Source organism: Corynebacterium sp. HFH0082, assembly GCF_000411235.1.
Taxonomy (GTDB): Bacteria; Actinomycetota; Actinomycetes; order Mycobacteriales; family Mycobacteriaceae; genus Corynebacterium; species Corynebacterium jeikeium_D.
This window is the reverse complement of sequence record NZ_KE150404.1, coordinates 923,144-950,129: the sequence shown is the minus strand read 5'-3', so window position 1 is coordinate 950,129 and position 26,986 is coordinate 923,144. Positions and strand designations below refer to the sequence as shown.

Below are 26,986 nucleotides of genomic sequence, written 5' to 3'. Positions count from 1 at the left end.
CTGAGATTTGTCTTAGGTTTTGCGAATTGTCGCAAACGACTATTCACAAACCACTACTTCGCACGCTCGATAGAAACGTGCGCCTCCATCAGCTCACCCGGGTTCGTCTGTGCCGCGAGCAGGGAAAGCTCACCACACCAGACGATTGCCGCGCAGCACGCTGCTAGACGACGGGCATTCTCGCCCGGCTCACGGTCCTCCTTGCAGCCCAGCGCTGTGAGATTCTTCTCCACGAAGTCCAAGCCCTTGCCATTGCCCACGGAACCGACGATCAAATGTGGCAGGGTGCAGCTAAAGCGCACGGAGCCGTCGTCAAGCGCCTCTACCTGCGTCAGCCCCTGCGAGCCTTCGACGATATTCGCAGCGTCCTGACCGGTAGCGAGGTAAAAGCCCAGCAGCATATTGGCGTAGTGCGCATTACCGCTGCGCAGTGAGCCCGCCATGATGGAGCCGACGAGGTTCTTGCGTTCGTTGAGCTCAGCCAGGCGCTTGGCGGTAGTGCGCAGACGCTCGCGGACAACCGGCTCCGGAATGACGGCCTCGGCGATCACGTACTTACCGCGGCCCAGAATGCCATTGACGGCGGAGGTCTTCTTATCGGTGCAGTAGTTGCCCGAGATGGAGCCATAGCCCAACTCTGGCATCTGCTCCATCAGGTAGGACATCAAACGCTCAGACGCCAGCGTAGCCATGTTGTGGCCCGAGGCATCACCGGAGAAGAAGTCAAAGCGGACAAAGAGAAGACGCGATGCGATCTGGAAGTGAATATCTACCAGCTTGGCAAAACGCGAGGAGGACTCCACGACCTTCTTCAGCTCGTCATAACGAGACAGAATGTTGTCGCGCGCAATGACGGCATCCGCTGCCGAGTCGAGAGTGAAAATCACCGATCGGGTCATCTTCTCACCGACGAAAGTGCAGGTAATGCCACCTTCGATCATGCGGGAGACCTTCGCACCGCGACCACAAGACGGCCACAGCGGGGTCTCGTAAGTCGCCAGCGGAATCTTCACCTCGTCATTCATGACGTTGCCACTAATGCGCACCGGACCAATCCAGCTCAGTGGTACGTGTGCATATTCCAGGTCGTGCGAGCTCTTTTCAGCCATTGTCCTAAGCGACCCTTTCTAGCTGCATGCAGCTTCGGTTCCCAGCTTCTGTAAATTTCAGCTGTCTTAAATTCTACGGTCAAAAAACTGTGGTCAAAGTTGAGCGGCCAGCTTCAGCGGCAACGGCCGGATGCCAGCTGCTTGCCAGCGCGCGGTGATGTCCGCGGCAGTCTCCTCGGCATCGACACCATCTGAGACTCCCACCAGCGCGATTCCACAGTCACCGCCACCGGAGCCGCTGCTCTTGCCCGCGGCCCCCGCGCCATCGGCGATGTCGGCGAGCGCTTTCAGTTTCTCCGTCTCGATGCACACAGCACGCTCACGCTCATAGTCCTGCAGCAGCGTCCGATTCTCACGCAGGCAGGCAAACGCCGCGGTGTGGTCGCCGTCGGCAAGCGCCTGCCAGAGCCTTTCGCTTATCGACGAGACCCTGCGCACAAAATCACGGTCTGCGCCACCGGCCTTCTTCAACTGCGAGTCCGTCTTCACCGGACTGCCCGTCCAGCCGACCAACAGTTGTAGCCCACCGAGGTCGGTGCGGGCGTCAATGCGAAGATTCGGCCACGGTGCCGCCACGGCAGCGACAGGATCAGCCGCCACGAGCTCTGCGAGCGCCGTCGGATTCGGCCGGCGATAGAGCACCACCCCGCCGTGCGCGGAGCACGCGATATCGCCGCCGGAACCAGCTGCACCAGCCAGAAGCGTGGCCACCATCGCAATCTTGTACACGTCCAGTGAATCCAGCTCCAGACCTAGGTGCGTCCCCAGCGCACGAGTTACAGCCACAGCGACAGCCCCGGAGGATCCCAGGCCATACTTCGCACCACTGTCGGCGTCATCGAGGTCTGATTCAATGACGATATTGATGGGACTCTCTGGGATATTTTCCAGCTCGCCCGCAGCAATGCGATAGACCAGGGAAATCGTATGGGTCGCGATGTCATCTGGTGCATCGATATCAATGGCACGCCCCTGCGGGCCGTAATAGCTGGAGTACACGCGAGAGACCGGCTGCGATGGTTCGGCACCGTGGCACCGAACCGTCACATAGCGGTTGACTCCTGCGATGACAGCCAGCCCCTCGACATCCATCACCGCATACTCACCAGTGAGGTACAGCTTGCCGCAGCCACGGCCGATGGACTCGCCTTCGATAGGTCCGCCTTTAGCGTTGCTCAACTACTCCCCCAGCTACACCAGGTAAGCGCCAGGGCCGGAACCGGAAACCAGCACGTCAATATCCTCGAACTCTGCGCGGAAACGATCCGCGATGTTCTCGGCATCGCCGCTGCGGCACAGCACCTTCACGTTCGGCCCGGCATCCATGGTGGCGTAACACTCGGTGCCCTCGTCACGCAGCGTAGCGACGAGATCGAGAGCCGCCACTGAATCCGGATTCCAGTAACGCACCGGAGGCAGAGCCCCCAGCATGGTGGCGTGCATGCGCATGGCGTTGGCCTCAGCGAGCTCACCGACCGCAGTGAAGTCCGCAGCGGCGATGGCGGCCTTCATATCCTCGATATCGCGGGGCACCTGCTCCACCCAGGCCGGGAAGAACGGTGATGTCTCAACCGTGCGACGCATCGCGGCACGGCTGTCAATCTTCTTGCGGCCTGGGGCCAAAACCGCCACGACCAGGGAGAGGTCCAGGCCGGAATCTGGCAGAGCCACTGCGTGGCTGGAAGCATCGTCATCGCCGGGCAGCCACTCGACGAGGCCGCCGAAAATAGAGCGACAGGCCGAGCCCGAACCGCGACGGGCCAGAGCCGAGAGCTGTTCCGGGGTGTAGTCCAGGCCGTAGGCCTTCGCCGCGGCCAGCGCGAGCGCGCCAAAACCCGACGCGGACGAAGCCAGACCCGCACCCGTCGGAATCTCGTTGGTGCTGGTCACCTCTGCGAAGCTAGTGCTGCCCGCACGCTCGCGGACCAAATCCAAAAACTTCTGGACACGGGAGAGGTCCTTGCCCACCATCTCCTGGCCGTTCAGAGTGCCCGAGTCGGCGGTGACGCTGGGATCGTCGATAAGCGACACCGTGGTCGTCGTCGGAGCGATGCCCAGAGTAAGGGACAGCGAACCTGTGGCCGGTAGCTGCACGGCCTCATCGCGCTTGCCCCAGTATTTAATCAGGGCGATGTTGGGATGAGCGACGGCGGTAGCGGTCGTGGTCACGAGGGATTTACCTCCACAGTCCAAGTAGCAACGGCATTGGCGCCCATCATGGCATGGCTAATCAGTTCCGCGTGATCGGCGGACTCTGCCAGCGCCATCACACAGCCACCGCAACCGGCACCAGTGAGCTTTGCCCCGTGGGCACCTGCCAGTCGGGCGGCAGTGACGAGATCGGTGATGGACTCATGCCCAACACCTAGTTCTTCTAGCGCTTCCTGCGCCGAGTCCATGCGATGTCCCAGACGGGCAAAATCACCCTTGGCCAGGTTGTGCACCGCGCCGTCGGCCAGCTGCCCCAAGTGGTCCAGCAACTCTTGGCCATGGACTCGGTGGGAATCGACGAAACCACGCACGCGGGCAACGGCCAGCGACGTCGAACCACGCACACCGGTATCCCCCAGCACCAGCCACATCTTCTTGGCCACCTTCAGCGGATGGAACTCACCCTGCTTGAAGTAGACCGGACGCGATGCACGGGCAACCGTGGCATCCAGGCCAGAGGGGTTACCGTGCGCCAGACGCTCAGCTTCCTGCACCAGGTCAAAGCGCTGACGCTCGGTCAGAGTGCCATCGGCGAGGTCACGCACTGCGTCGATAAGCGCATGTGCCACTGCGGCAGAACCACCCAGCCCTGCGGCGGGCGGGATACCCGAGCGGAGACGAACCAGCAGGTCGCGTTCGGGAATACCGAAGGTGCGCAGGCCAGCGCGGAGTGCAGCGGCGATGGAGGCAAAGCGCTCCGGCAGCTCGTCGATGTCGATGACCTCGCCGTCCATGGAAAACAGGACGGGAGAATCCTCCACGCGGTCAATCCACGCCATCGTGCGCAGCGACGTCACCGGCAGTGCGATAGCCGGCTTGCCGTAGACGACAGAGTGCTCGCCCAACAAAATCGACTTGGCATGGCCTTCACCGAATGCGGCACCCTGTTCATTGGCCAGGGCATAGAACTCCCCGGTCTCCAATTCCTCGGACTTGTCGAGGCCGAAGTCGTCGACGCTGGCGTTTTCTACGCTGGTCACGAAGCTACACATCCTTTTCCGAAACCGACTGTGCGGCAGCCTGCGCCTCCGCTGGGCCATGGATACCCGGCACACCCGCAATGTCGAAACCGTACTTGGAGAACTTCTCCGCCCCGACACCCCAGACGTGGTTAAACCACTCCGTCATCGGTTCGTTCGCACGACGTTCTGCGAGCTCCTGCGGGGTCACGTACACCACTTCATCGACCTCATCGGGGTTGATATCCACCGACTTCGGATCGACGATGCCGGCGTACACGTGGTTGTACTCGTGCTCTGCCAATCCCGAACGATCATCGATGACCTGGTAGATAACAATGCCGATTTCCTCCAACTGGGAGACATCCGCACCGAGCTCTTCCTTCGCACGACGCTCAACGGCATCGGCCACCGGCTCCCCCGGCAGTGGGTGCGAGCAGGTCGCATTCGTCAGTAACAGTGGTGAGTGATACTTCGACTCCGCACGGCGCTGCAGCAGCATGCGTCCCTGCTCATCGAAGAGGAAAAGAGAAAAAGCACGGTGCAAAATTCCCGGCGGAACGTGTGCTTCAAGCTTGCCGACGGTACCGAGAACCCGACCGTCACGATCGACCACCTCTACCTGGATGTCGGCTTCACCCGGGGCAAAGCGGGCTTTAATGTCCTCTGGCGCGTCATTCATTTCCACACTCCTGACTCTAGACTGCGGCCACAACCGCAGCTAACTCCCCGGCAATCTTGCGGGCCGATTCCGCATCGGCGGCCTCCACCATGACGCGGAAGAGCTCCTCGGTGCCGGACGGGCGCAACAGCACGCGACCGGTGGAACCCAGCTTCTCCTCGGCTGCATCGATGGCGGCCTTGACCTCATCAGACTCCAGAATTGCGGCCTTGTTGGACACCGGCACGTTGATAAGGGTCTGCGGCAGTACCTTCATTACGGAGGCCAGCTCAGCCAGAGACTTACCGGTGCGCGCCATCCGCGCCATGAGATACAGACCGGTAAGGGTGCCGTCACCAGTGGTGGCGTGATCCGGAATGACCACATGCCCCGACTGCTCACCGCCGAGCGAGTAACCGCCGGCGTTCAAATCTGCCAGCACGTAGCGGTCGCCGACCTTGGTGGTACGCAGGGCGATATCGTTTTCCTCCATCGCCAGCTTGAGGCCGAGGTTACTCATCACAGTGGCCACCAGCGTGTTGTGGTGCAGTAGCCCCTCTTCCTTCATGGCGACGGCCAGGATGGCCATGATTTGGTCACCATCGACGATGTTGCCCTGCGAGTCCACAGCCAGGCAGCGGTCGGCATCGCCATCGTGAGCCAGACCCAGATCCGCACCGTGCTCCAGCACTGCCGCGCGCAAAACCTCAATGTGGGTGGAACCGCAGTTGTCGTTGATGTTGTAGGAGTTCGGCTTGTCATGAATAGCGACGACGTCGGCACCGGCGGCCGCGTACGCCATGGGGGCGGCCTGCGAAGCAGCACCATTTGCACAATCCACCACGACACGAATGCCGTCGAGCTTGGTGCTGACCGCACGGGAGAGGTGGAACAGGTAGCGGTCGAGCCCGTCTGGGGCCTCCTCGATGACACGACCCACTCCGGTGCCCGTGGGGCCGGTCTCCGGCAGGTTGTGGAGAGCGTGTTCGATTTCCTTCTCCACCGCGTCGTCAAGCTTGGTGCCGCCCGCGGCGAAGAACTTGATGCCGTTGTCCGGCATGGGGTTGTGAGAAGCCGAAATCATCACACCCATGTCGGCACCGTAGTCGTCGGTGAGGAAAGCGACAGCCGGAGTGGGCAGCACGCCGACACGCAAAACGTCGACGCCCTGGGAGGCCATGCCGGCAGACAGCGCTGCGGCAAGCATCTCACCGGAGACACGCGGATCGCGGCCAACAATGGCCAGGGGACGACGCCCCGACGGATTCGTGCCGCTAGTCAGCACAGTGGCCGCAGCAGCGCCCAGCCGCATGGCCAGCGGTGCGGTCAGAGTCTTATTCGCCAAACCGCGGACGCCATCAGTTCCGAAAAGACGTGCCATTGTTGCTAGACCACTCCTTGGGGGTTTTATGAGTTTTGGTATCGCGGACTATTGCATTGTCAATGCTGTATTACTTTAGCCGGTCGCGCAGGCGAATCCAGACTAGCCACAGGACACAATTGGCTGCGGGTCATAAACCGTAGTCTGAGTTTCACGCGAGATTTCCGCGCCCGAGAGGTCCCGAATAACGCGTGTATCAGAAGTGGTGAAGCCCTGCGCACCCGACGACGGCTGGCAAGAGCTGCCACTGACCTGCATACGCTGTGGTTGCGTGTATGCCCAACGGCCACCATTGATGGACTCGACGTTGACCTTCTTCACACCCTTGATGCGCACAGTGACGTCGGAACCAGTAGTAACGGCCTCGATAAGAATCGGAGTGTCGGAACTGTTCTTAAACGCTAGGTCGATTGCACCCTCGTACACCGTCGCCTCACGGCCGGCCGGGTAACGCGAAATGTAGTAACTGTGCGGGGTGTGCGCGACATCCTCCATGCCCGCAAAGTACGAAGCATTGTACAAAGTGGTGGCGAACTGGCTAATGCCACCACCGACAGCCTTGTCCGCATGGCCGTTGAGGATGATGCCCGACTCGACAAAACCCTGCGCAGTACCGCGCGGACCCGTGTAGCCGTTCAGACTGAATGTATCGCCCGGCGCCACGAATGCGCCGTTGACCATCTGCGACACCAGGGCAATGTTTGTTCCCGATGCCGAGCTGAAGCCACCGGTGGTGAACTCACCAATGACATCATCGAAGGTGGCACTTTCCGCTTGTTCGGTGGTGTAGGTGGCGGGCTTGTCCTCGTAGACCGCATCGAACTCGCGCTTATCCGTCGAAGTCACACGCTCGGCGAAGTCCTTCATAGTTTCATCCCACTTCACGGCCACGCCATCAACCGAGGGGACCACTTCACGCGCACCACCGCTAAAGCGTATCGACGCATTGCGCTTATCAACCTCGGAAGCAGCCAGCCCCTCCTCGAGGATCTCGCGTGCGCGGTCGACATTGATATCAGCGGCCAATCCGCCGTCGCGCGGCACAAAGCTGATGATTTCAGCCATGCGCTCCGGCGGAATTACACCATCTTTGCCATCACGGCCCTTGGCAACAATGGGGCCCGACACCGCATCGGCGGCCTCTCCCTCAGCTGCCTCACGGACCTGCTCCTCACCGATAGCCGGGTCGTGCGCGGTGGTCTCTACATCGATGCCCTCCGGCGACAACCACTTGGCGGCCAAATCCCCGCTGACCGCATTGCGGTCGACATCTTGGCCGATGACCGGTGGAGTTGTTTCCACGCGGCCGTCGACAAGCTTGACCTCACCATCGACGGGAGCAATAGTCAGTTCGCCGACGAGACGGTCGACCTGCGGCTCGAACTTAGAGTTATCGATATCGCTGACCAAATCCAGCTCACGGGTAGTAAAGAAACTGCGCACCCAGGTAACTGGGTTTGCCGTCTGCTTGCCCGCCTGCGCGACCGTCTTCTCCCAGTCGATGCTCAGCCCCGCCTCCTCGGGCAGAACCTCCGCCGTGCGTTCGCCGGCACGCAACGCCACTGGGTGAGTGGAAAGATCACCGAGCTGCTCTTCGAGCTTCGCCTCAGCGTGATTCGCGCTCAGCGTGCTGATGTCAATCCCCGCAACGGTAGACCCGCGCGGGACATGGTCCTTGTTCAGCACGTAATCGACAGCGTAAAACACACCGAAGAGCGCGAAGATACCGAGGACGATGCCGAGGAAAATCTTTAATCCACGGTGACTGGAGGAAGACTTTTGTTTGGCCACAGCCACTTACTTTACCGTGGAAACACTACTAACTAGATTTTTATTAGATTCCGCAGGTGTCCGGAATGCGTTTCTTGTTCTTCGCATACTGCTGGAAAGCATCGACCACGGCATTGGCATAGACCTCGGCGCCATCCGGGGTCGGGTGGATAAGGTCCGCGCGCAGCTTGGACAAATCATCACGCACACCATGGCACCAGTCAGCCACATAGACATTGTCGCGCTTCTTTGCCGCGTCGAGGACTTCCCTCTCCGACTGCGGCATCCACACACGATCACCGTACGGGTTGATTAGGACAATGATGCGGTCTTCACCCAGCGAATCGAGGATCTCATCCAACAGGTGTTCGTCCGATGCCGCAGCCGACTGATTGATACCAAGGCCCAGCACGACGAATGGATCGAGCGTACCCGCCGCCTTCATACTCGCGATGATCTCCGGGGCGGCCGGATAACCACGGGAAACAGCCGCATCGATATAGATACCGGGCAGCTTCTCTTCCAACGCCGACGCCGAGGCGAGCATCACAGAGTCGCCGATAGCAGTGATCTGGTCACCACGCGGCATAACACGCTTGGCCAACTCGGCTTCCTCCGCCTTTTGTGCCTGTGCACGGCGCTCAGCTGCCTCCTGTAGCTGTGCCTCCAAACGCGTCATCTTCGGCGCCGTAGCCATTCCCACAACTGCACCAACCACGACGACCAGCGCCAGCCCTGCTGCAACGCGCGGCTTCCAGGAACCGGCAAACTGCGTGCCCGAAAACTGCAACATCCAACGGCGGTAACCCATCCGGCGAATTGGCGATTCCACATTCTTGTACGACCAGTTCGCCAAAAGCAGCGATAGCGCGATGCCTGCGAAGGCAGCGAGGTTCTCATACTGCATGGCCTCATTGCGCTCCAGCAGTTCGCGGATGAGCACGATGACCGGCCAGTGCCACAGGTACAGCGAGAAGGAAATCTTTCCCAGCCAGCACAGTGGCTTGAACTCAAAAATCTGACGCACGGGTGAGACACCGCGAACGACAAGATAGAGAATCGCCGCCGACAGCAACGAGGCGAACACCAACCCACCGCGGTAAGTCGCCGACGCGGTATCCGACATCATCAGCAGAACCAACGAAAGGAAGATCAGCGGCAGCGAGGCCACTACGAAAGCCTGGGCGGAACTGCCAAAGAAGTCCCGCAGGAGGGGTTCCGTGCGTGGCCAGGAGTCCGCCTCTGCGCGTGACGACGTCGATGTCAACCACAATGCGAGGGCCGCGCCAAACAGGAGACCAAAGGCGTGAGTATCGGTACCGTAGTAGACCCTCGTGGGGTCGACCTTCGGATCGTAGAGCGAGACCATCCACACGAAAGAAGCAACCGCCCCAATGCCCGCCACTGCTGCCAGCTTGCGAGATGCCAGCTTCAAGGCGAGAAGAGCCACAAAGATCAATGGCCAGAGCAAGTAGAACTGCTCCTCCACCGACAGTGACCAGTAGTGCGCTAACAGCTGCACTCCGGAATCCGCGAAATAGGACTGAGAGCCCGCAATCTGCGTCCAGTTATTGACGAAAAAGACCGTGCCGAGAAACTGCGTCGACAAGCCAACAGCGGGATCCCCGCCGACCAGACCTGCGACGGCGATGGAAATAAACAACACGAACATCGCAGCCGGAGCGATGCGGCGCAGTCGACGGAGCCAGAAATCTTTTAGATCGATGCGCCCAGTGACCGCGCGTTCGCGCACCAGAAGCGAGGTGATAAGAAATCCGGAGAGCACGAAGAAGATATCCACACCGATGTAGCCACCGGGCAGCACATTATCGAAGTAGTGGTAGATCACCACTGTGGCAACGGCCAGACCGCGCAGCCCATCAATGCCTGGTACGCGTCGAATGCGGAAGGGATGCTTCGCCACCGACGACGAGCTAGAGGAGCTCTTCGCGTCGGAGGTCTTGGTGGCTGTGGTGCTCACCGCCATACGATTTCCTTCTTCCCATCGCACTGCAATCGCACTTTCATCGCACTGCAATCGCACCGCGATAAACGATTCTCGTGGCAATTTTTAACGGATAAAAGTCTAACGTACGGGGCTTGTCTCAAAAATGCAGCCATGCCTGGTCACGGCGGACTTTAACCCAAAAAAGCACCTCGGCTTGCGTGTAATACGCAAACTGAGGTGCTTTTCGAAGCAGTAAAGCTTAACGCTTGGAGTACTGCGGTGCGCGACGGGCCTTGTGCAGACCAGCCTTCTTGCGCTCGACAGCACGAGCGTCGCGGGTGAGGAAGCCAGCCTTCTTGAGAACGCTGCGCTCCTCCGGGTTGAACTCGTTCAGGGCACGAGCAATAGCCAGGCGCAGAGCACCGGCCTGACCGGACGGGCCACCACCGTTGATGTTGGCCTTGATGTCGAACTGGCTCTCGCGCTCGACCAGGACCAGCGGATCCTTGATCTCCTGCTGGTGCAGCTTGTTCGGGAAGTAATCCTCGAGCTCGCGGCCGTTGCAGACAATCTTGCCGGAACCAGCGGTCAGAACGACGCGGGCGACAGCGCGCTTACGACGACCGACAGTCTGAATCGGACGATCCAGGGTCAGCGGTGCAGCCGGAGCAGCCTCAGCCTCGGTCTCGGTAGCAACTGCGTCGCCGATGGAAGAGGTGAACTCTTCAGTGGCAGCAGCAGCGGCAGCCTGAACATCATCGTAGGAAGCCTCGGTGGCCTCTACGTTCTGGTTCTCATTGACGTCCTGTGGGTTGGTCACTGTGCCACCGCCTTGATCTCGTAGTTTTCAGGCTTCTGACCGGCGAACGGGTGCTCGGAACCGGCGAAGACGTGCAGCTTCTTGATGGACGCACGCGAAAGCTTGTTGTGCGGCATCATGCCCTCAATAGCCTCAGCGATAACACGCTCCGGGTGAACCTCGAGGGAACGACCCAGGGTCATCGACTTCAGGCCGCCCGGGAAGCCCGAGTGGCGGTAGCGCATCTCACGTTCCCGCTTGTTCGAGGAGACGTGCACCTTATCGGCGTTGATGATGATGACGTGGTCACCGCAGTCGACGTTAGGGGCGAAGTAAGCCTTGCCCTTACCGCGCAGCAAGTCTGCGGCGTGAGTAGCCAGACGGCCGAGAACAACGTCGGTAGCGTCGATGACGTACCACTTGCGCTCGATGTCACCGTCCTTCGGATGGAAAGTAGACAACATGACTCCTTTTAGGGTCCGTGTAGATTTGCCAGCCACTGTGCACACTGTTGTTATTCCCCGGCGGCCGGTGGAGACCCGAGGCAACATTCACGTGTGCGCACACAGTTTGCCTACTCTACCTTGAGATGGCACTAGAGCAAAAAATGCCAAAGCCAGTCTCAGCCGCAAACTGCTGAGACTGGCCTTTCCCCCCTGGAGTGCTGCTAGCAAGAATACTTCAAAGGCAGATACCTAACTGAAGATCTCAATTGAGCAATGTCCTCCCCTCCCCCGGTTACATAGCTCAATCAAAAGTGCCTCAATCAGGAACCAAGCTATCCCCAGCTAGCTGCCGCGCGGCGGTTAATATCCGCCATTCGCTGGCTACCTGCGCTGACCGTATCCGCGATAGTCGTGAGAATCATATTGAGCTCCTCCGCTGCTGTGTCCCATTCACGCTGAGCCTCCTGGTAAGAATCCGAAGAGTCACCCTCCCACGTAGAGACCATCGGCGCGATGCGCTTCTTCAAATCTCCGAGCAGCCCGTTGATGGTGCCAGAAGTGGACCGAATGTCATCGGCAGCACCGTCGATGCCGCCAAAACTGTACCTAATTGGTTGCATTAAGAACCCTTTCCCCAAAAGGTGATGTGTGTTGTGTGATTCAGTGTTGTGGTTGTGCGATTCGATAAAACGTTTAGAGGTTCAGCAACGACGCACCCGCTGCTGCCACCTGCTTGAACGACGACGCCCCCTCGTCCTCGCCCGCATCGAAGCTGCTGGAATTTGCGCGGATGTTATCCGCGATATCCGTCAGCGCATTGGATAGACGCATAGCTGCGTCATCCCAACGAAGCATCAGATCATCGAAGCTGTCTTTAGCCTGGCCCTTCCATTCCCCCGCCAGACCGTCCACGACGCCTCGAATGCGCCCCAGCTCGCCCTGTACTTCCGAGTTGACGCCATCGACGTCCCCCGCGGTAGTGGTCATTTGATCTGATTCGGCTGCAAATAGGTTTGCCACTGTTTCCCCCTTATTCGTGTTGAGTGACTGATTAACGACGGCATTTTTACCTCCCCGCGCGAGCCAGCCAGCTTCCCGCGTTAAAAACCCGTCATATTGTTTGGCGCGAAAAACCCCGATTCGGTTCCATTTTGGTTTTCCAACCTTTACCCCTGCCTACCCCCGCCCATCCCCCAGTCACTTTCTCTACGCCCCTCGCGTATTACGGCACCGGCCGAGCGCTTACTACTGCCTGGTCGCATACGGGCCGTACCGGCGTAATAGTCCTTCCTCTGAACTGGCACCCCACACTGACTTGAGTTCCGTCCATCACTTTGTGATGCCAGAGCACTATCGAATTACCTGACGGCAGCCGCTCCTCTACGACTACGACATCGGTGCCCAGTACTTGCCTGCGTTCCGGCGCGGACTTTGTCTCATCCCCGGCAACGGAGCTACTCAAAGCTGCTGCTAGATGTTCAAGCGCCATGTCCTGCGAAAGCGGATTAGCGAGCACCAATACGCGCATATCTCCGCCATCCACCGCAATCAGACGGTCGAACGGACTTGCCGAATCAAGCTCCCACCCGCCGGGAAACCGAGCTTCCACGCCTGCATTGGCCAGCGTGACTACTGGAGCAGAATCGGGAACCGGTTTCGATGTGGGTGGAGGCGTAGTTACAGGCGGCGTAGTTACAGGAGGAGCCTGTGCGTGCGATGTCTCACGCTGCTTCTGCCTCCCCTCGTTCTCCCTGCCTATGCCGCCACTAATGAGCCATGCAGCAATCCCAACAATCAGCACTACCACCGTCAACAAACCAACGGCAGCTACTGACACAACCGTGCTTTGATTCGACACTGCGCTGGCTTCTACCCTGGCTGCAGGACGCCTCCCCGCGAGATCCTCCAATTGCTCCACTTCACCGGCTTCAGCGTCGCCGATGCTTTTCAACCAGGCCGGATTTACGCACTCCCCGAGCCGCGAGGCTGGACAGTCGAAGACCAAAAACCCACGGTCGCGCAGACGATCGACTAGTAGAGCTCGCCGCGGGTTCGCTAGCCCAGGTGGAACTTCGCCGACGATGAACTCAATATCCTCCTGCCAGCGGGGCGGATACTCGGTAATACCGCGCCCACCGCTAACTTCCACATCATCAGGTATCCCCTGGGGTACATCCGGATACATGGTCAGCTGATAAGCCAGCGCAATAACTGTTTCCACCAGCGGTGCGCTGTCGTTCGCTCCGACCAAATGTGTCATCCGACTGGCAATGTGCCCACCGCTCAGACGAGTGACACAGACACGCGTTTCCTCTACTTCCACCAACACGCTATGAGACACAGTTGCCTCATCGAGTTCCACAACGGCGTCGGCAAGCGTCAGAATGTACGGATTGAGTTCGGCAGCCAATAGCGCGGAGGCCAGCCGGCACTGTCGCACAGCACCCCAATAGCTGGGCACAATGACTGTTTGCATGCTCTCGAGAAGCGGTCTAGGGCCATGCACCGCCAGTTCTGTGGTGTCTGCAGGTGCCGCGAGTCCCCACAGATGCCAGGTACCGTGGCGCAGCGTCGGGGTCTGAGTGGTGTCAGGAGAATCGACCCGAATCATCAACTGTCCTCCTGGTCACCAGCAGTATCCAACAAACCCAACTGCACAACCTGCGGACTCTGGCCGTGCGCCACCCAATAGCCACGACCCGGAGGCTGTTCGCAGGGCTTTACGCCGAGGATGGGGCCGTCGTCGCGTGTGCCATCCATGACAAAGACGCTGGCGCCCTGATCCTTAACCGCCCCCATGACCGGGTCGTGGAGGGAACGCAACGCCCCGCTGATTCGACGGGCGAAAAAGATATTGAGCCCAATGTCGGCGGCGTGAGCGATGACTTCTGCCAGCGGCTGCAAGGGGTTACCCCGTGAGCCAGCCACGAGGTCATAGTCATCCACGATGACATTGATGGTTGGACCACTCCACCAATTTCGGGCCTTCAACTGCGCTGGGGTGATATCCGGTTGCGGGAGACGAGCCTTCAGTACCTCTGCCAGCTCTGCCAGCATGGGCGTCGCCACCGCAGCCGAGCCTGCATAGCCGGCCAGCCGCTCTTGGGGCACGGCCTCCATGAGCCCACGGCGGTAGTCAATCACGACGAATTTCGAGTCCAACTGCGAGTACCGCAGCTGGTGAACGATGCCCCTCAGCGCGGCGGTTCTGCCACTGCCCGCCGAACCGAATATCAGTAGGTGGCGATCCTTTTCGGGGTGGAATATCACCGCGCCCAGACCGGCTTCTTCGAGACCCACTGCAATCGCACCTCTCGTCGCGGCCGCTGGTCGCGGCAAACGCGCAATATCAATCCGCCGCGGCAACAACTGGAGCTTGGGCGCCTGCTCACCGTGTGGCACCGTCTCTACAATCCGCTTGGTGTCCGCAGCACCGGTGAGAGCTACCAACATCGCAAAGCCGCCCGGCGCGACCCCACGTCCTGGGCTCTCCGGCACCAGCTCCGCTGCCTTACGATCAATCATTGAATCCATCGACTCCGCCTGACGCAGCTCAATCCGAGTACCAATCAGGTCGCGAACGGCAGGTCTCATGTCCGTCCACCGATGGGCTGTCAGCAGGACATGAATTCCCACCGCCAATCCATCTGCAACCAGCGCCTGCACATCGTCACTCAGCGCCGGAAACTCCGTTTTGAACGCACCCCAGCCGTCAATGACCAACACCGAATCTGGCTGCCCTGCCGCCCGTGCTGCTTCCGACGAGAGCCATCCATTAGTGCGAAAGAGCTGTTCCCGACGACTTACCTCACGACGCAAAAAACCAAGCGTACGGCGAATAAGCTCCTCGTCTCCGCGGTGTGCAACCGACGCGACATGCGGCAACTCCGCCAGGTCGCTCAAGCCGCCCGCACCACAATCAACGATATAAAAATGCAGGTCACGGGCGCTGATGCCGTCGGCAAGCGCGAGGACCGCTGTGCGTGCAGCAGTGGTCTTTCCTGACCGCGGAGCTCCGACGATTGCCACGTGCCCGCCGGTTGTGCGCAGGTCAATCCGCAGTGGGTCTTGGCGCTGAAACAGCGGCTTGTCCACCAGCCCAATCACACCGGTCAACCGCTGTCGCGGCAGCTGCTCGTCGGGCTGGAGCTCGATGGCCTCCGGTAATGGTGGCAGCCACACGCGATGCGCACGTGTCGGTACGTGCGAGACCGCTGCCACCACGGCACCGAGCACCGTCTGCTCCGATGTCTGCACAGGCGGATCCACCATTCCACCATCGCTTGACGACGCACCGAGAGCTTCCCGCGTCCAATTTTCAGCGGTAAATTCAGCGACAGCGGCGACCTGGCCCTGCAGCCCCTGCTCTGCCCCAGCCGCCGCACCGTCAACAGGCTGCGGACGGACCACCGGGCCGGAAACATACGCCGACCGAAAACGCACCGGCTCGGCGGCAGCAGATTTGATATACCCAATGCCCGGGATGGCCGGCAGATGATAGGCGTCCGGAACTCCCAACACGCTGCGGGACTCCGCGACGGAAAAGGTCTTCAGCCCGATGCGATAGGAAAGATGGCTTTCCAGCCCGCGCAAGCGGCCTTCCTCCAGACGCTGACTGGCCAGCAGCAAATGCATGTGCAGACTGCGCCCCAACCGACCAATCGCAACGAAGAGCTCGGCAAACTCCGGGCGTGCGGAGAGCAGCTCCGAAAACTCATCCACCACAATCAGCAACGCGGGCATAGGTGGCGCATCTATCTGCCCAGAGCGCCGGGCCTGTTCATAGTCACTGACACCGGCGAAATTCCCCGCAGCACGTAACTGCTCTTGGCGCCGCGTCATCTCACCGCGCAGTGCGTCTTCCATGCGGTTGACCAGGATAAGCTCCTGCTCCAAGTTGGTAATCACCGCCGAGACATGAGGCAATTGATCCAGTCCCAGAAACGTCGCCCCTCCTTTGAAGTCCACCAGCACAAAGTTCAACTGATCCGGACTGTGCGTGGCTGCGAGCCCTACCACGGTCGTTCGGAGGAATTCCGACTTACCCGATCCTGTGGCACCAACGCACAGACCGTGTGGGCCCATGCCGCCCTCGGCGCTCTCCTTAAAATCCAGATAGACCGGCGCGCCGCCGTCATCAGCCCCAACGGGAATACGCAGACGAGCACTGCCAGAGCGCGGTCGGTAGCGCAGAGTTGTCGGAGGCGGATACAACCCGAGCTCCTCCATAACCGGATCTTCCGAGGTCTTAACAGAATCATCTGCGCTTGTTGGCACTTCAAAACGCGCCAAGCTCCGCCCAAGAACTTCCGCTTCTGCTGGACTCAGCTGATCAGGTACACCAATCTCCTCCCTTCCGGACGCGGTTTCCGCATGCACAGCAGTAGTGGAAACGACCAGCGCGATGCCATGGTTAACCGCGGCCTCCCACAACGTTGACTGCGCCTCCACGACGGTCAGCAGAACTACCGAGGTCTCCGACCCCGCCGCGTCAAAAATCGGTGTCAGTTCAGTGACATCGAGCTGTCCGCTCGAATCCGCCAGCACAATCAGCACTGCAGCTGGCAGTGTGTCGATAGCCGTGAGCAGCTCCGTCAGCTGCGCACACGTCGCTGCCCGCAACCGCGCTGAGCCACAGGCATCAGTAACTGCGGGGTGTCCGTGGTGTGGTGTCCATTTCAGCCATTCCCACCCATCTCCCACAACTGCAATCAGGCAATCCTCCGGATGATGCAAGGCAGCGGCTTGGGCGACCATCGCTCGAGCCAGCCCCTGCGCCGCGGTATCTCCAGTGAGGGCGATGATCTCAAAGGCCGACACATCTATGGCAAAGGGCACTCCCTCAACCTGACGAGCCGATCGAATAACTTCCCGCAGTGCTACGGCGGAAACCGGATCCAGTTTCTCGGGCGCCGGAATTGCCGGCGGTGTCACAGGCGTTGCGGGCTGCTGCGTTGCCACCCCGATGCGCAGCTGCAAGAAATCCGGGTCCCCCTTTCGGCGTTCGCACGCCCGCCCCATCGCCCCCAGCTGCCACAGAGTTCCAGGCCGAGGGTGGATAAACTGCGCCGATTCACGCTGCATCCTCGCTGCTTTCGCCACCGCCCGGCGAATACTGGACAAATGCCTCTGATAGTCCTTTCGCGCCGGTGCCATGTCCTTATTTCCCGCCCCGCCCGACACCATCATGCCCACAGTGGAAAACACCATCATCAGCGGAAACATAAACGACATCGGGTTACGTCCCATCCCAGAGACAAACATCAACACCACCATGCCAACCACCGCCACGACCATGATCAACGGCATGAGTGCACGCATCAGCGGCACCGGCTGTGGCTCCGGCGCTTCCGGTGGCGCATCCGGCGCGATTGTGCCCGTCATAGGCTGTGGCCCCGCTTTTCGGGTAGCCGAAATCCCCGCCCGTGCACTAGTCACAAAAATCCCCCCGCTATGTGTCGCCCCTTGTGTTCACTCGACGGCCAATCCCCCGACCAATCGGTGTGCACATAGCTTAAAACACACTCCGGATTCTCGCAGCGCATGGCCGAAACTGATAGCGGGGGCACGCGCAGTTACTACCCCGAGTAGCGCTCTAACGAGTTGTACGCCACTCTAGAGGGACTAAAGCATGCAGAATTCATGGGGGAAATACATGCTGGGGGAACTCATTCGCGTGCGCATTGATGCCGCACACATGCCCGAAGACACCAACCGAGCACACGCAGACCTTGCGTTACCGACCAACGTCGCAATCGCCGCACTCGTACCGGATATCCTGCAAATTTTCGATATCGACATTGCGGACTTCCCGCTGGCACAGTGGCAGCTACGGACCGCCGCTGGCACGATACTGCTTGCCGACGACACCCTGAACGATGCCGGTATTGCGCCAGGCGAACGCCTGGTTGTTATCAACGACCCAGGGCCCGTGCCCAAACCTCGGCTCTTCGATGCCGCCGATGCTATTACCGACACCACCTATACCGACGGTATCGGTACGGCTGATTTGGTTGTTGGCTGTACCGCCGCCCTCGTGGCCACAGCTTCAATTGCAGCTGCCTCACTGAGCTTGAGCAGTACCGATTCCACACTGGCCGCGGCAATCAGCTTCATCGCGCTGCTGGCAGTAGCCGGTGGACTGCGCCTGGCTCTGTTGCGTAGCGCAAAACCGGCGATTGTCATGTCCCTGGAGCTGCAAGTGCTCATTCTGGGCACCGCTTCGGGGCTCTGCTTCGTCGGCCTCGACCTACACCGCATACTCACCGACTGGCCGCCGACTGCTGCGATTAGCGTCGCGCTTGCCGTCACCGGTTTGGTTTTTCTCATTTCCAATACCGACGACGGCGACAACCGCATCACTGTTACCCTGGGCGCCGCGGGTCTCAGCGCTGCAGTTACCTTCGGTATTTACGCTGCGGCTGTCGCACTTTTCCAGAACTCGGTTCAATCAGGAGCACTCACCGCTGCTAGTGCAGTCATCCTGATACTGCTGGCACCTTCCCTGGCTATCAAGGCTGCCGGTATTCGCGTACCCAAAGTCCCTGCCGCCGGAGAGAGCTTCGATGACAGCGAAACTCCCGAAATATCCCACACCGCACCTAAGCGAGCGGGTTGGATTCTCGACGGCATCCTCTGCAGTGGCACCGGAAGTCTCAGCATCTTCACCCTGGTGGTTCTTTTCTCCGGAGCCTATGCGAACAGGTGGTGGCCTCTGGGCATGGCTGCTGCTGTCATAGTCTTTTGTGCAATTCACTCCCGTGGCCAAGCCCGGAAAGTAGCTTCCACCTGCACTGCTTTAGCTGGTCTTGCCGTCATTGTGGCTGTCGCCTTTCAACAGTGGTTCGAAGGCAATTGGCCAGTTTCCGCTGGCCTTGTCGTCCCAATGCTTGCAGCCACCGCCTTAGCCGCATTTCCAGCGTCACGCATCTCACCTACAACGCGCCGCATAGCTGAGCTAACCGAGGCCTGCAGCATCGCCGTCCTTCTGCCCATTGCGGCCATCATTGCCGAATTCCCTGAGTTCGTAAGTGGGTTCTTCCAGTGAAAAACCCACTTTTCATGAATGCCATAAAAACCCGTCTCACCGCCACGACCGCCCTTTCCACAGTGCTTATCTCCACGTTGACGGCGGCCACCGCAGTAGCACCGTCGGGCATCGCCCCAATAGCGGCTGCCCAGAACAGCCAGGACTGCGTGGCCACGATGCTGTCGTCGGAAAGCGCACTGCGTGAACCGACAGTGATCGAAAAAACTCTTCGGTTTCGCCAAGCATGGCAACTGACGACGGGTGCGGGGATTACGGTGGCGGTGATCGATACCGGGGTCTCACCCAATGAGCGCCTGGGCGAGGTTCTCGACGGTGGCGATTTTGTCGACGGCGACAGTGGGTTCGTAGACTGCGACGGTCACGGAACTCTAGTAGCCGGCATTATTGCAGGCCGGCCCGGTGCCGATGGTTTCGCGGGACTGGCGCCCGACGCGCACGTGTTGTCGATAAGACAAACGGCCGATGGCGAAGGCAATTTGGAGTCGCTGGCACAAGCTATCGACAGGGCCGTCGCGGAGGGCGCGAGGGTTATCAATATCTCGCTCACATCGTGTGCCCCGGCAGGTGTAATGCCCCAAGGTGCAACAGATGTTGCCGAAAGCGTCGCACGTGCGGAAATCTCAGGCGCAGTAGTGGTCGCAGCGGCAGGAAATAAGGGCGATAGTTGTCAGGCCGGATCCGTAGCGTGGCCCGCAGTCCTGCCGGAGGTAATCGCAGTATCAGCAGTACAGTTCGACGATGCTGGCCAAGCACAACCCGCGGAGTATGCAATCACGGGACAATGGGTCAATGTCTCCGCTCCCGGCGGTCCCGTACTCGGTCCCGATCCGCGCACCCCTACCGGCCTCATAGACCGCCACGTGTTCGGGTCCGGGGATAACACCCGAGCTCAGCAAATCGACGGCACCAGTTTTGCCACGCCAGCCGTGTCGGGAACGGCTGCCCTGCTGCTGGCACGAAACCCAGAGCTTTCCCCAGCACAGGTTCGCGACATCATCCTTAATTCCGCGAGCCCAATTAGTTCCGACCTCGGCCTTGGTCGCGGCATCATTGCACCGTATGACGCTCTGATTTGGACCACTGTGGACACCGCCGCGCAGCACGACGCCAATCCCGCTACCGCACCGGCTCCGCCGAATCTGCTTTCTTCGCAGGAGCGCAATGCACCGCTCCGGGCGACTGGTTTGCTCCTGATATGCGCGCTGGGCCTAGGTGCCTGGCTGCTCTCGCGTCCCAGACAGCGGCCCTAGCGCCGCCTGCTTACTCAGCTCAGGGCCTCCACGCAGCGCGGCCAGCACTTCCCAGTCCACTGGTCGCGTGCCACCGCTATCGGCATTGGTTGATGCATTAAACCCGAGGGCGGCCAACGTCGTGCGATCGTGCACAGCAAAGCGCATCCCCTCTGGAGAAATGACGTGTACGGCCCCATTTACGCTTACTGCAATCGAGCTGCGCTCACGGCTGCGACCATCCACGAAACCGTCGACGGCCGCACCCGAACCGTCGGCATGCGGGTAATCCACGTGCCGCCCCTCCGGAGCATGCTGCGACCACTGCACGAGAGCTTGCGGCCGTCCTGCTATCCGGCCGGCACACAACCAGCCATCAGCATCGGCAAACGTCAGCGGCTTTTCAGGTAGCCCCGGGACTGCTGGCGCATTCGCAACGGGAACTGCCGCCAGCTGCCCCTCACTGGCCTGCAGAACTGGGCTATGCGCAGCTAATAGCTCTCCTAGCACCGGGGAGAGAATCGCGGCACCGTCGTCAAGCACGATAACGCGCCGCTGCCCGACCTCAACCACATTGCCGACTGTGTCGAATGGAGCGGCGAAGTGCGTGGGTGCGCCGCGGTTCGGGATTGCTGGCGCGGCCAGAATCGGAACCTCCGGAATCGTTCTGAGCAACGCAGGGCTGACAGGCCGGACTGCGGCGCGTTCCAACCCCAGCGCTCGAGAAACAGCGGCGTGCTCCGGGTGGTTGACATCCAGCCGCGAGCGGTAGCCCTGCGTAATCAGCCAGAGGTTTTGGCCATCGGCAACGACGGCACTGTCCGAGTGGGTTCGGGTAAGCTGCTGCGGTTCCGCACGGACTTCTTCAAGACGCGCAAGCGACTCTGCAACAATCCACGGCTGCCCGAGGTCTTGCACCGTCCGCTCGCATAAAGACAGTGCCAACTCCGGCGCACCTGCACTGCCCCTCTTGGCAGCTCCCGAGGCACCAGAGCCTGCCGGCGCGGCCGGAACTGCTGGTGCGCCCTCAATCCCGACAGCAAAACTGATGTCCTCTTTGTCCAACTCGCTACTGCGCACCCGCTTCGGCTCAGCAGGATTGCCCAAAATTAACCGCGCCGATGCGAGATTCGCGACTGGATGCAATCGACCATTGACACGTACATGCAGGCCCTCCGACCCCGATACGACAATCAGCTGCTCATTGGAGCTCGAACCGCCCTGCGGCCGCACCAACGACAGCACCGCAGTGCCGGCGGCCAGTAAAACCACCAGCGCACAGCCGATAAACAGTGCTCGCGTACGCGTGCGCAGAGGATCGTGCAGCATTCGCGAATCCGCACGCACAAGCGCGTGCTCAATCCGACGAATCAAGAATCGATGACCGCTGACCTGGCTAGGCGTAGTCGGCGTACGTGGCATGAGTTTCCCCCAAAACTATTCCCCCAAATAATCTCTACCCTGCAGAGTAAGCCAGGCCGCGCTACTGTGCGACCAGGGGAATTTTAGTGGGGAACATATTGGGGGGATTTTCACATGCCATTGTCATTGTGGCTACTCATTACAGCAATAACCATCACTGCAGGCGCGCATGTCCCTGTGCGCGGCCGCAGCCTTCGTGACCGCCTGCGACGCACCGAACCAGGACAACTCATCGGACTACGTCTCACACCAGGCCTGCGAAGCCAGCTAAGCGCTGCGGATATCGTCTCGCTTGCCGACGACAGCCCAGTGACCCTGGATGCGCTGTGCTTTTATCACATTGCGCCGGAAGTCCGCGGAGAGCATGCGCACCGCTACTTCCGAGCAGCCGAGCGCTCCGGCACAGCCCCTGAACCCTGGACACATCTGGTGGCAACTCTTCCGGTGGAAGCCTCCGCTGACCAAGCCCTACGCTTCCTCATCCACCGGCTGGGAACCCTTGGTATTCGCGCACGGCGATTGACGGCACCGGAATGTGCTCTGACTGAGAGCTCTGCGGAGGTCGTGCAGCTGCGCCGCACTGGACGCTCTCATCATGTGGCGGCGTTGGGACGCAAACCGCACCTGTGGTTAAGCCGACAACGTGACATCGCTATCACTAATGGTCCGGCGCAGGTCATAGGAGCCGGGAGCAGTGGACAAACCATCACAATGTGTCCCGCGAACGTCCCCCGATTGGAGGTCGACTGCGGCAATCAGGACATTTGTGAGCTGCTCATCGGAATGCTCTCGCTCGGCTATCGAGTCGGGATTCGCACGTCCCGTCCACATTTCTATACTGTGGCTCTTGATCTGGGCGCAGTACTTCTCGCTCGAGCTGGAGACGACACCGTCGATGTGGTTGTTGTCGAAGAGTATGAGCCCGACCTGTGTACTGGAATCGCGAGAATCATCGAGGTCAGTCGTACAGGTTCGCCCACGGCAGCAGCAGCGGAAATGCCAGCTTCGTGCCCTCGACTGGCGATGGGCGAATTCACCTGGACGCTATCTACCGCCCGCACTACCGATGAATTGCAGCCACTAGCTATGCGGGCAACTAGCGGTTTAGTCCCGGAATCAACGCACCCAAATCTGGCAGACCGCCCGGCGCCTGGGAGCCGTCAGGCTCCCCCTGCTGCGCCGGGTCATTCGGAGCGCCATTTTCTTGGCCACCCGGCTGACCGCCTGCTGCAGGAGGCACATCCTCCTTCGGCATCTGTGCACCAGTGACATTGCCATTGTCGATAGTGGCAGCGCCCGCTGGTCCCGAGCACTCCAGAGTAGACGGGCCATAGGCCGCGCAGTTGTAACCGAATGCGCTCAACTGAGAATTCGCTGGCAGCGTCTTCATCTCACCCGCCGGCGGGAACGTAAGGACCTCGTAAGTAACTCCCCCCGGGTTCCAGGACACAGCATTGGCGGGAACCTTGTTTCCCGTGCCGTCATCGACCATCGGAGGATTGGCAAGATTCACCTGGCAGGCCAAGTAGGCGTCACCGCTCAGATCGTTGAGGAAGCAGCGTGTCGTGCCATCCTCCAACTGAAAGAGTCGAGTATTTGGGCCGTCCGCCGGGGTGTAATCCGCATCATTGACCTGGGTGATTGCAGGAGTTTCCGTCGGCGTCTCTGATTTTGTCGGTGTCGTCGACTCTTCAGTCGGCTTCGGCGGAGTCGAGGATTTAGTCTTTGCGGAAGAACTGACGGAGCGATTCGAGACTTCCGGCTTAGCCGGCTCGTCGTCTCCACATCCGGCCAGCGCGAAAGTCATCATCACACCGGCTGCGATCGTTGCCATAAATTTATTCATCCGCATGGTGTCCTAACCTACCCGACCATCGCTCCATCCCCTAGTAGCCGAGGGAGGAATTACTTCCGGAGAACTAGCTCGCATCTCGTCGATGCGTTCTGGCGTAATCACGTCATTGAAGGCGAAGATAGTTACTTCCCTATCTCGATAAACAGGGGTTACCCCTGGAGCTACCCAGAGCCCTTCACCAGGAAACTCTAAATCCTCCTTGGAATCCCAAATACCCGGGGGTGACAAATAGATGAATCCCACGTTCAGCTTTCGGGCTGAGCGATCGACATCGTTCACCCCATCCGGCCGATCGGGGTCTGGAAAACCGAGGTAATCAGCGTGCCAATACAGCATTGAGGTAGCAGTCCACTTATTCGCCACTGGCCAATCATAGTGCGGGAACACTACCGGCAAGTCATTGCGAGCGTACATCCAGCTGGACCCCTCCGGCGGATTGGTAAACGTGCGGTACTTATGTGCCTCCGGCTGCTCGGCCAACCAATCAAATGCCTTTAAGTCAGCCTTGGAAATGATTTGCCATTCCCTAGGGCTCTTGTAGGCGAAATCCGCAGCGCTAGCATTAGACGCCACTCCATAGACCACAAGTACAGCAGAGCTCACCGTCGCTAAGCTCAACCCCAGAACTCGCCCCGTCGATGGCACTTTTGACTCACTAATTCGAGCCGCCCACGCGCAGCCCCACGCAACGGCGATACCCGCAAGCGCGGAATACAGGTACGCGGTGACCATCACCAACCGGTGAGGCGTCGAATAGTGAAGATCCGTATACAGCGCGAGAATATCGCCCGGCACGCCACCAAAATGATTGAGCGCGTGGGTCGTCATCAACACCGAAACAAACCAGGCCGGTACTACCCACACCCGTCGGCGCGAAGTATCCGCGAAAACCAAAAACGCCATCCCGATGAAACCGAGGATGATGATTGGCCAGAACGGCCGGAATTCCTCAGTGTGGCGGGTCAGCATTGTGGCGCCTCGATACCACGCATCGAAACGATCGAGGTCGTCTACTTCAGCGCTAACCGCGCGCACATCCTCGGTCTGAGAAGTTCCCGTAAGCCACTGCGGCAGTAGTACTGCCACTGCTGGCACAAAGGCGGCTGCAATCACCGCGACGTCGTAAAGCTTGGCGCGAACCGCACCCAGTTCAGGATGCGCGGGACGCGGCAGGCGGTAGCACAACCACCAAATTGCACCGAGCATAACGACTGTAGGCACCGATGCCGGATGGAGCTCTCCGATACCGATTATCGAAAGCGCAGCGCTCAAGATGCGCTGAGGTGCGTGTGGGAGCGACGTAACAAAGGCAAAAACGGTAATCGCTAGCGCAATCGAGACCTGGTACGGCCAGGCCCCCACGAAGACCCCGACGGGCATCAATACCGGAAGCGCTGCGGAAACAAGCGCCGCAACCCCCGCAGCAACGGCGGTGGACAGCTTTCGGCGATCAATAATTCGCCAGGTCAGCGCCGCAGCCGCCGTGGGTATGGTCACGGCCGGAATGATAATGCCGAGGTAATTGACCGCCTCGGTGATTGGTAGACGGACAATCAATATCCAAAGCGCACCGAACGCATGCCATGCGGCGGGATAGTAGGACACCGCCTGAGTTTCCACATTCTGAATCTCGCCCATTCTAGTGGCCGAGGCCATGCCGTCTTCCGTAATCGAACGGAGCACACTTGCATGCCAGAGTGTGTCCCAGCCTTGCTGGATGGTCGCCATCCCCTCGGACATTGAAGCGATGCGGCCGATAGCGGTCCACGTGAGAACCGCCGCTGCGATGATGACTCCGATACTTGCGATTAGCCCATAGCCCAACTCGCGCCATCGACTTGCGGCGGGCGGCTGCGTCTCGGCCGACACTGAGCGATCGACACTACCGCGCCGCCGCCGAATCAAAGCGCTGCCGCCACTCCAGCAAAGCGCGAGAAGTAGTGTCACGGCCCAGCAGATAGACGCACTGACCAAGGTGAAGCGCACTTCGATAGCGCCGAGCGCCCACCCTGCGGTACCTGCGATACCAAACGTCACCGCAGGACCGAGGGCCAGCGCCCACGGAGTACGAACGCCGCTGGCTCTCACTACAACAGCGCCGGGGATTACGAGCAGCGCAACCAAGCTAACAATTGCCCACACCACTACCGAACACTCCTCCTACGGTCACTTTCTTCAGGGAATATTACCGAGAGCTTGTACATTTAAGCCTCGTCCCCATCTGTCCGGGCATCACGACGCTCGCGGGTCTGCTCCGCCCTGGCCGCCAAATCAGCATCGCCGGGGTAATCAACACCTACCAGGCTGAGCCCACGCGCCTCTGCCACCGGGACCAACGGGGAACGCTTCCCTTCACTCAACAACTGTTCAGTGAATCCAACCGCACGTCGCCCCTCACCGACACTAAGGCAGGCCCCAACCAGTGAGCGCACCATAGACCAGCAGAACGCGTCGGCAGTCACATGGGCCTCGTACAGCTCTGGTTCTTCCCGCGTAGATACGTCGAACCACTGGAACCGCTGTAGATCTCTAGTGGTCGTCGCATGTGGCTTGTGTCGACAAAAAGCGGCAAAGTCATTGAGCCCCAGTAGGGCATCAGCCGCCACCTGCATGCGGTTGATGTCCACTGACCGCCGCCAGTGGGCCGTATCGCGAGCACGGGTAGGAAGCGGGCCACTGACGCAACTAGTGACGCGATAGACATAGTGCCGACGTAACGCGGAAAAGCGGGCATCGAAACCCGGGGGCGCAAACGAGGTGCCCCGAAGCGTCACGTCCGCGGGCAATAGTCGCGCTACACGACGAACCAAATTACTCGGGTCCCCTGCGATAGAACGTGTGTCTAAACAGGAGACAGGAACATCTGCGTGAGCCACCTGCCCGGAGGCATGAACACCGGCATCTGTACGACCGGCCACAGTCAGTTGCACGGGAGTGCGCAACACCTTCTCCAAAGTGGATTCCAACGTCGCCTGCACAGTCCGCACCGGTTCTCCAGTAGGCTTATCGCGCTGAGCAGCCCAACCATGGAAATCGGTCCCGTCATAGGCAATGTCAAAACGCAACCGAACCAGGTCGGAGTCGGTGCTCCCCATAGCGGCTCGATCGGGAGAATCGCACGGGGTATCCGGAGTCGTTGGAGTAAG

At 60.0% G+C, this 26,986-nt stretch carries 20 protein-coding genes; 3 read left to right on the top strand and 17 right to left on the bottom strand.

What is annotated here, in order from left to right; all coding sequences use genetic code 11:
* Positions 1–53: 53 nt before the first annotated feature.
* The 14 genes from HMPREF1206_RS04055 to HMPREF1206_RS03990 all read right to left on the bottom strand — a co-directional run bounded on the left by HMPREF1206_RS04055 (position 54) and on the right by HMPREF1206_RS03990 (position 17,668).
* Positions 54–1,109: a hydroxymethylglutaryl-CoA reductase (NADPH) gene (locus HMPREF1206_RS04055; RefSeq protein ID WP_016422099.1), complete on the bottom strand. Its 1,056-nt coding sequence runs from the start codon at positions 1,107–1,109 to the stop codon at positions 54–56.
* A 93-nt stretch (positions 1,110–1,202) separates the two neighbouring features.
* A complete protein-coding gene (locus tag HMPREF1206_RS04050) occupies positions 1,203–2,288 on the bottom strand; it encodes a phosphomevalonate kinase (protein ID WP_016422098.1) in 1,086 nt (361 codons plus the stop codon).
* Between the two features lie 12 nt (positions 2,289–2,300).
* A complete protein-coding gene (mvaD, locus tag HMPREF1206_RS04045; RefSeq protein ID WP_016422097.1) occupies positions 2,301–3,278 on the bottom strand; it encodes a diphosphomevalonate decarboxylase in 978 nt (325 codons plus the stop codon).
* Positions 3,275–4,300, bottom strand: coding sequence for a mevalonate kinase (gene mvk / locus HMPREF1206_RS04040; RefSeq protein WP_101687816.1), 1,026 nt, complete (start codon positions 4,298–4,300; stop codon positions 3,275–3,277). Before mvk ends, mvaD begins: the two co-directional genes overlap by 4 nt.
* Positions 4,301–4,304: 4 nt before the next feature.
* Complete coding sequence (gene idi, locus HMPREF1206_RS04035) at positions 4,305–4,961, bottom strand: isopentenyl-diphosphate Delta-isomerase (protein ID WP_016422095.1); 657 nt, start codon at positions 4,959–4,961, stop codon at positions 4,305–4,307.
* Positions 4,962–4,977: 16 nt separating this feature from the next.
* Positions 4,978–6,321, bottom strand: a complete 1,344-nt coding sequence (gene glmM / locus HMPREF1206_RS04030; protein WP_016422094.1) for a phosphoglucosamine mutase — start codon at positions 6,319–6,321, stop codon at positions 4,978–4,980.
* A 102-nt stretch (positions 6,322–6,423) separates the two neighbouring features.
* The gene (locus HMPREF1206_RS04025; protein WP_042389147.1) at positions 6,424–8,112 is read right to left on the bottom strand and encodes a VanW family protein; all 1,689 of its coding nucleotides are present in this window, start codon (positions 8,110–8,112) and stop codon (positions 6,424–6,426) included.
* 43 nt (positions 8,113–8,155) lie between these two features.
* Positions 8,156–10,078, bottom strand: a complete 1,923-nt coding sequence (locus HMPREF1206_RS04020) for an acyltransferase family protein (protein WP_016422092.1) — start codon at positions 10,076–10,078, stop codon at positions 8,156–8,158.
* Positions 10,079–10,298: 220 nt separating this feature from the next.
* Positions 10,299–10,859 carry a 30S ribosomal protein S9 gene (gene rpsI, locus HMPREF1206_RS04015; RefSeq protein ID WP_016422091.1) on the bottom strand — a complete coding sequence of 187 codons (561 nt, stop codon included), beginning with the start codon at positions 10,857–10,859 and terminating at the stop codon, positions 10,299–10,301.
* The gene (gene rplM / locus HMPREF1206_RS04010) at positions 10,856–11,299 is read right to left on the bottom strand and encodes a 50S ribosomal protein L13 (protein WP_005509852.1); all 444 of its coding nucleotides are present in this window, start codon (positions 11,297–11,299) and stop codon (positions 10,856–10,858) included. The genes rpsI and rplM overlap by 4 nt, the downstream gene beginning before the upstream one ends.
* Positions 11,300–11,616: 317 nt before the next feature.
* Positions 11,617–11,904, bottom strand: a complete 288-nt coding sequence (locus tag HMPREF1206_RS04005; RefSeq protein ID WP_016422090.1) for a WXG100 family type VII secretion target — start codon at positions 11,902–11,904, stop codon at positions 11,617–11,619.
* 73 nt (positions 11,905–11,977) lie between these two features.
* Entirely contained in the window at positions 11,978–12,304 is a 327-nt protein-coding gene (locus HMPREF1206_RS04000) for a WXG100 family type VII secretion target (RefSeq protein ID WP_005510029.1), read from the bottom strand.
* 202 nt (positions 12,305–12,506) lie between these two features.
* On the bottom strand, positions 12,507–13,895 hold the full coding sequence (locus HMPREF1206_RS03995) for a type VII secretion-associated protein (protein ID WP_016422089.1): 1,389 nt from the start codon (positions 13,893–13,895) through the stop codon (positions 12,507–12,509).
* Positions 13,895–17,668 carry a type VII secretion protein EccC gene (locus HMPREF1206_RS03990; protein WP_016422088.1) on the bottom strand — a complete coding sequence of 1,258 codons (3,774 nt, stop codon included), beginning with the start codon at positions 17,666–17,668 and terminating at the stop codon, positions 13,895–13,897. Before HMPREF1206_RS03990 ends, HMPREF1206_RS03995 begins: the two co-directional genes overlap by 1 nt.
* Before the next feature lie 247 nt (positions 17,669–17,915).
* On the opposite strand from HMPREF1206_RS03990, the gene eccD reads away from it, so the two are divergent.
* On the top strand, positions 17,916–19,331 hold the full coding sequence (gene eccD, locus HMPREF1206_RS03985) for a type VII secretion integral membrane protein EccD (protein ID WP_231367175.1): 1,416 nt from the start codon (positions 17,916–17,918) through the stop codon (positions 19,329–19,331).
* Positions 19,332–19,345: 14 nt separating this feature from the next.
* Positions 19,346–20,584 carry a type VII secretion-associated serine protease mycosin gene (gene mycP, locus HMPREF1206_RS03980; protein WP_222865515.1) on the top strand — a complete coding sequence of 413 codons (1,239 nt, stop codon included), beginning with the start codon at positions 19,346–19,348 and terminating at the stop codon, positions 20,582–20,584.
* Here mycP and eccB read toward each other — a convergent pair.
* Positions 20,543–21,985: a type VII secretion protein EccB gene (gene eccB / locus HMPREF1206_RS03975; RefSeq protein WP_016422085.1), complete on the bottom strand. Its 1,443-nt coding sequence runs from the start codon at positions 21,983–21,985 to the stop codon at positions 20,543–20,545. The two genes, mycP and eccB, sit on opposite strands and share 42 nt — an antisense overlap.
* 114 nt (positions 21,986–22,099) lie before the next feature.
* On the opposite strand from eccB, the gene HMPREF1206_RS10945 reads away from it, so the two are divergent.
* Positions 22,100–23,254: a hypothetical protein gene (locus HMPREF1206_RS10945; protein WP_016422084.1), complete on the top strand. Its 1,155-nt coding sequence runs from the start codon at positions 22,100–22,102 to the stop codon at positions 23,252–23,254.
* 589 nt (positions 23,255–23,843) lie between these two features.
* Here HMPREF1206_RS10945 and HMPREF1206_RS03965 read toward each other — a convergent pair.
* On the bottom strand, positions 23,844–25,985 hold the full coding sequence (locus HMPREF1206_RS03965) for a DUF6541 family protein (RefSeq protein WP_016422082.1): 2,142 nt from the start codon (positions 25,983–25,985) through the stop codon (positions 23,844–23,846).
* Positions 25,986–26,044: 59 nt separating this feature from the next.
* Positions 26,045–26,935: a tRNA pseudouridine(38-40) synthase TruA gene (locus HMPREF1206_RS03960; protein ID WP_042388414.1), complete on the bottom strand. Its 891-nt coding sequence runs from the start codon at positions 26,933–26,935 to the stop codon at positions 26,045–26,047.
* Between the last annotated feature and the right edge of the window lie 51 nt (positions 26,936–26,986).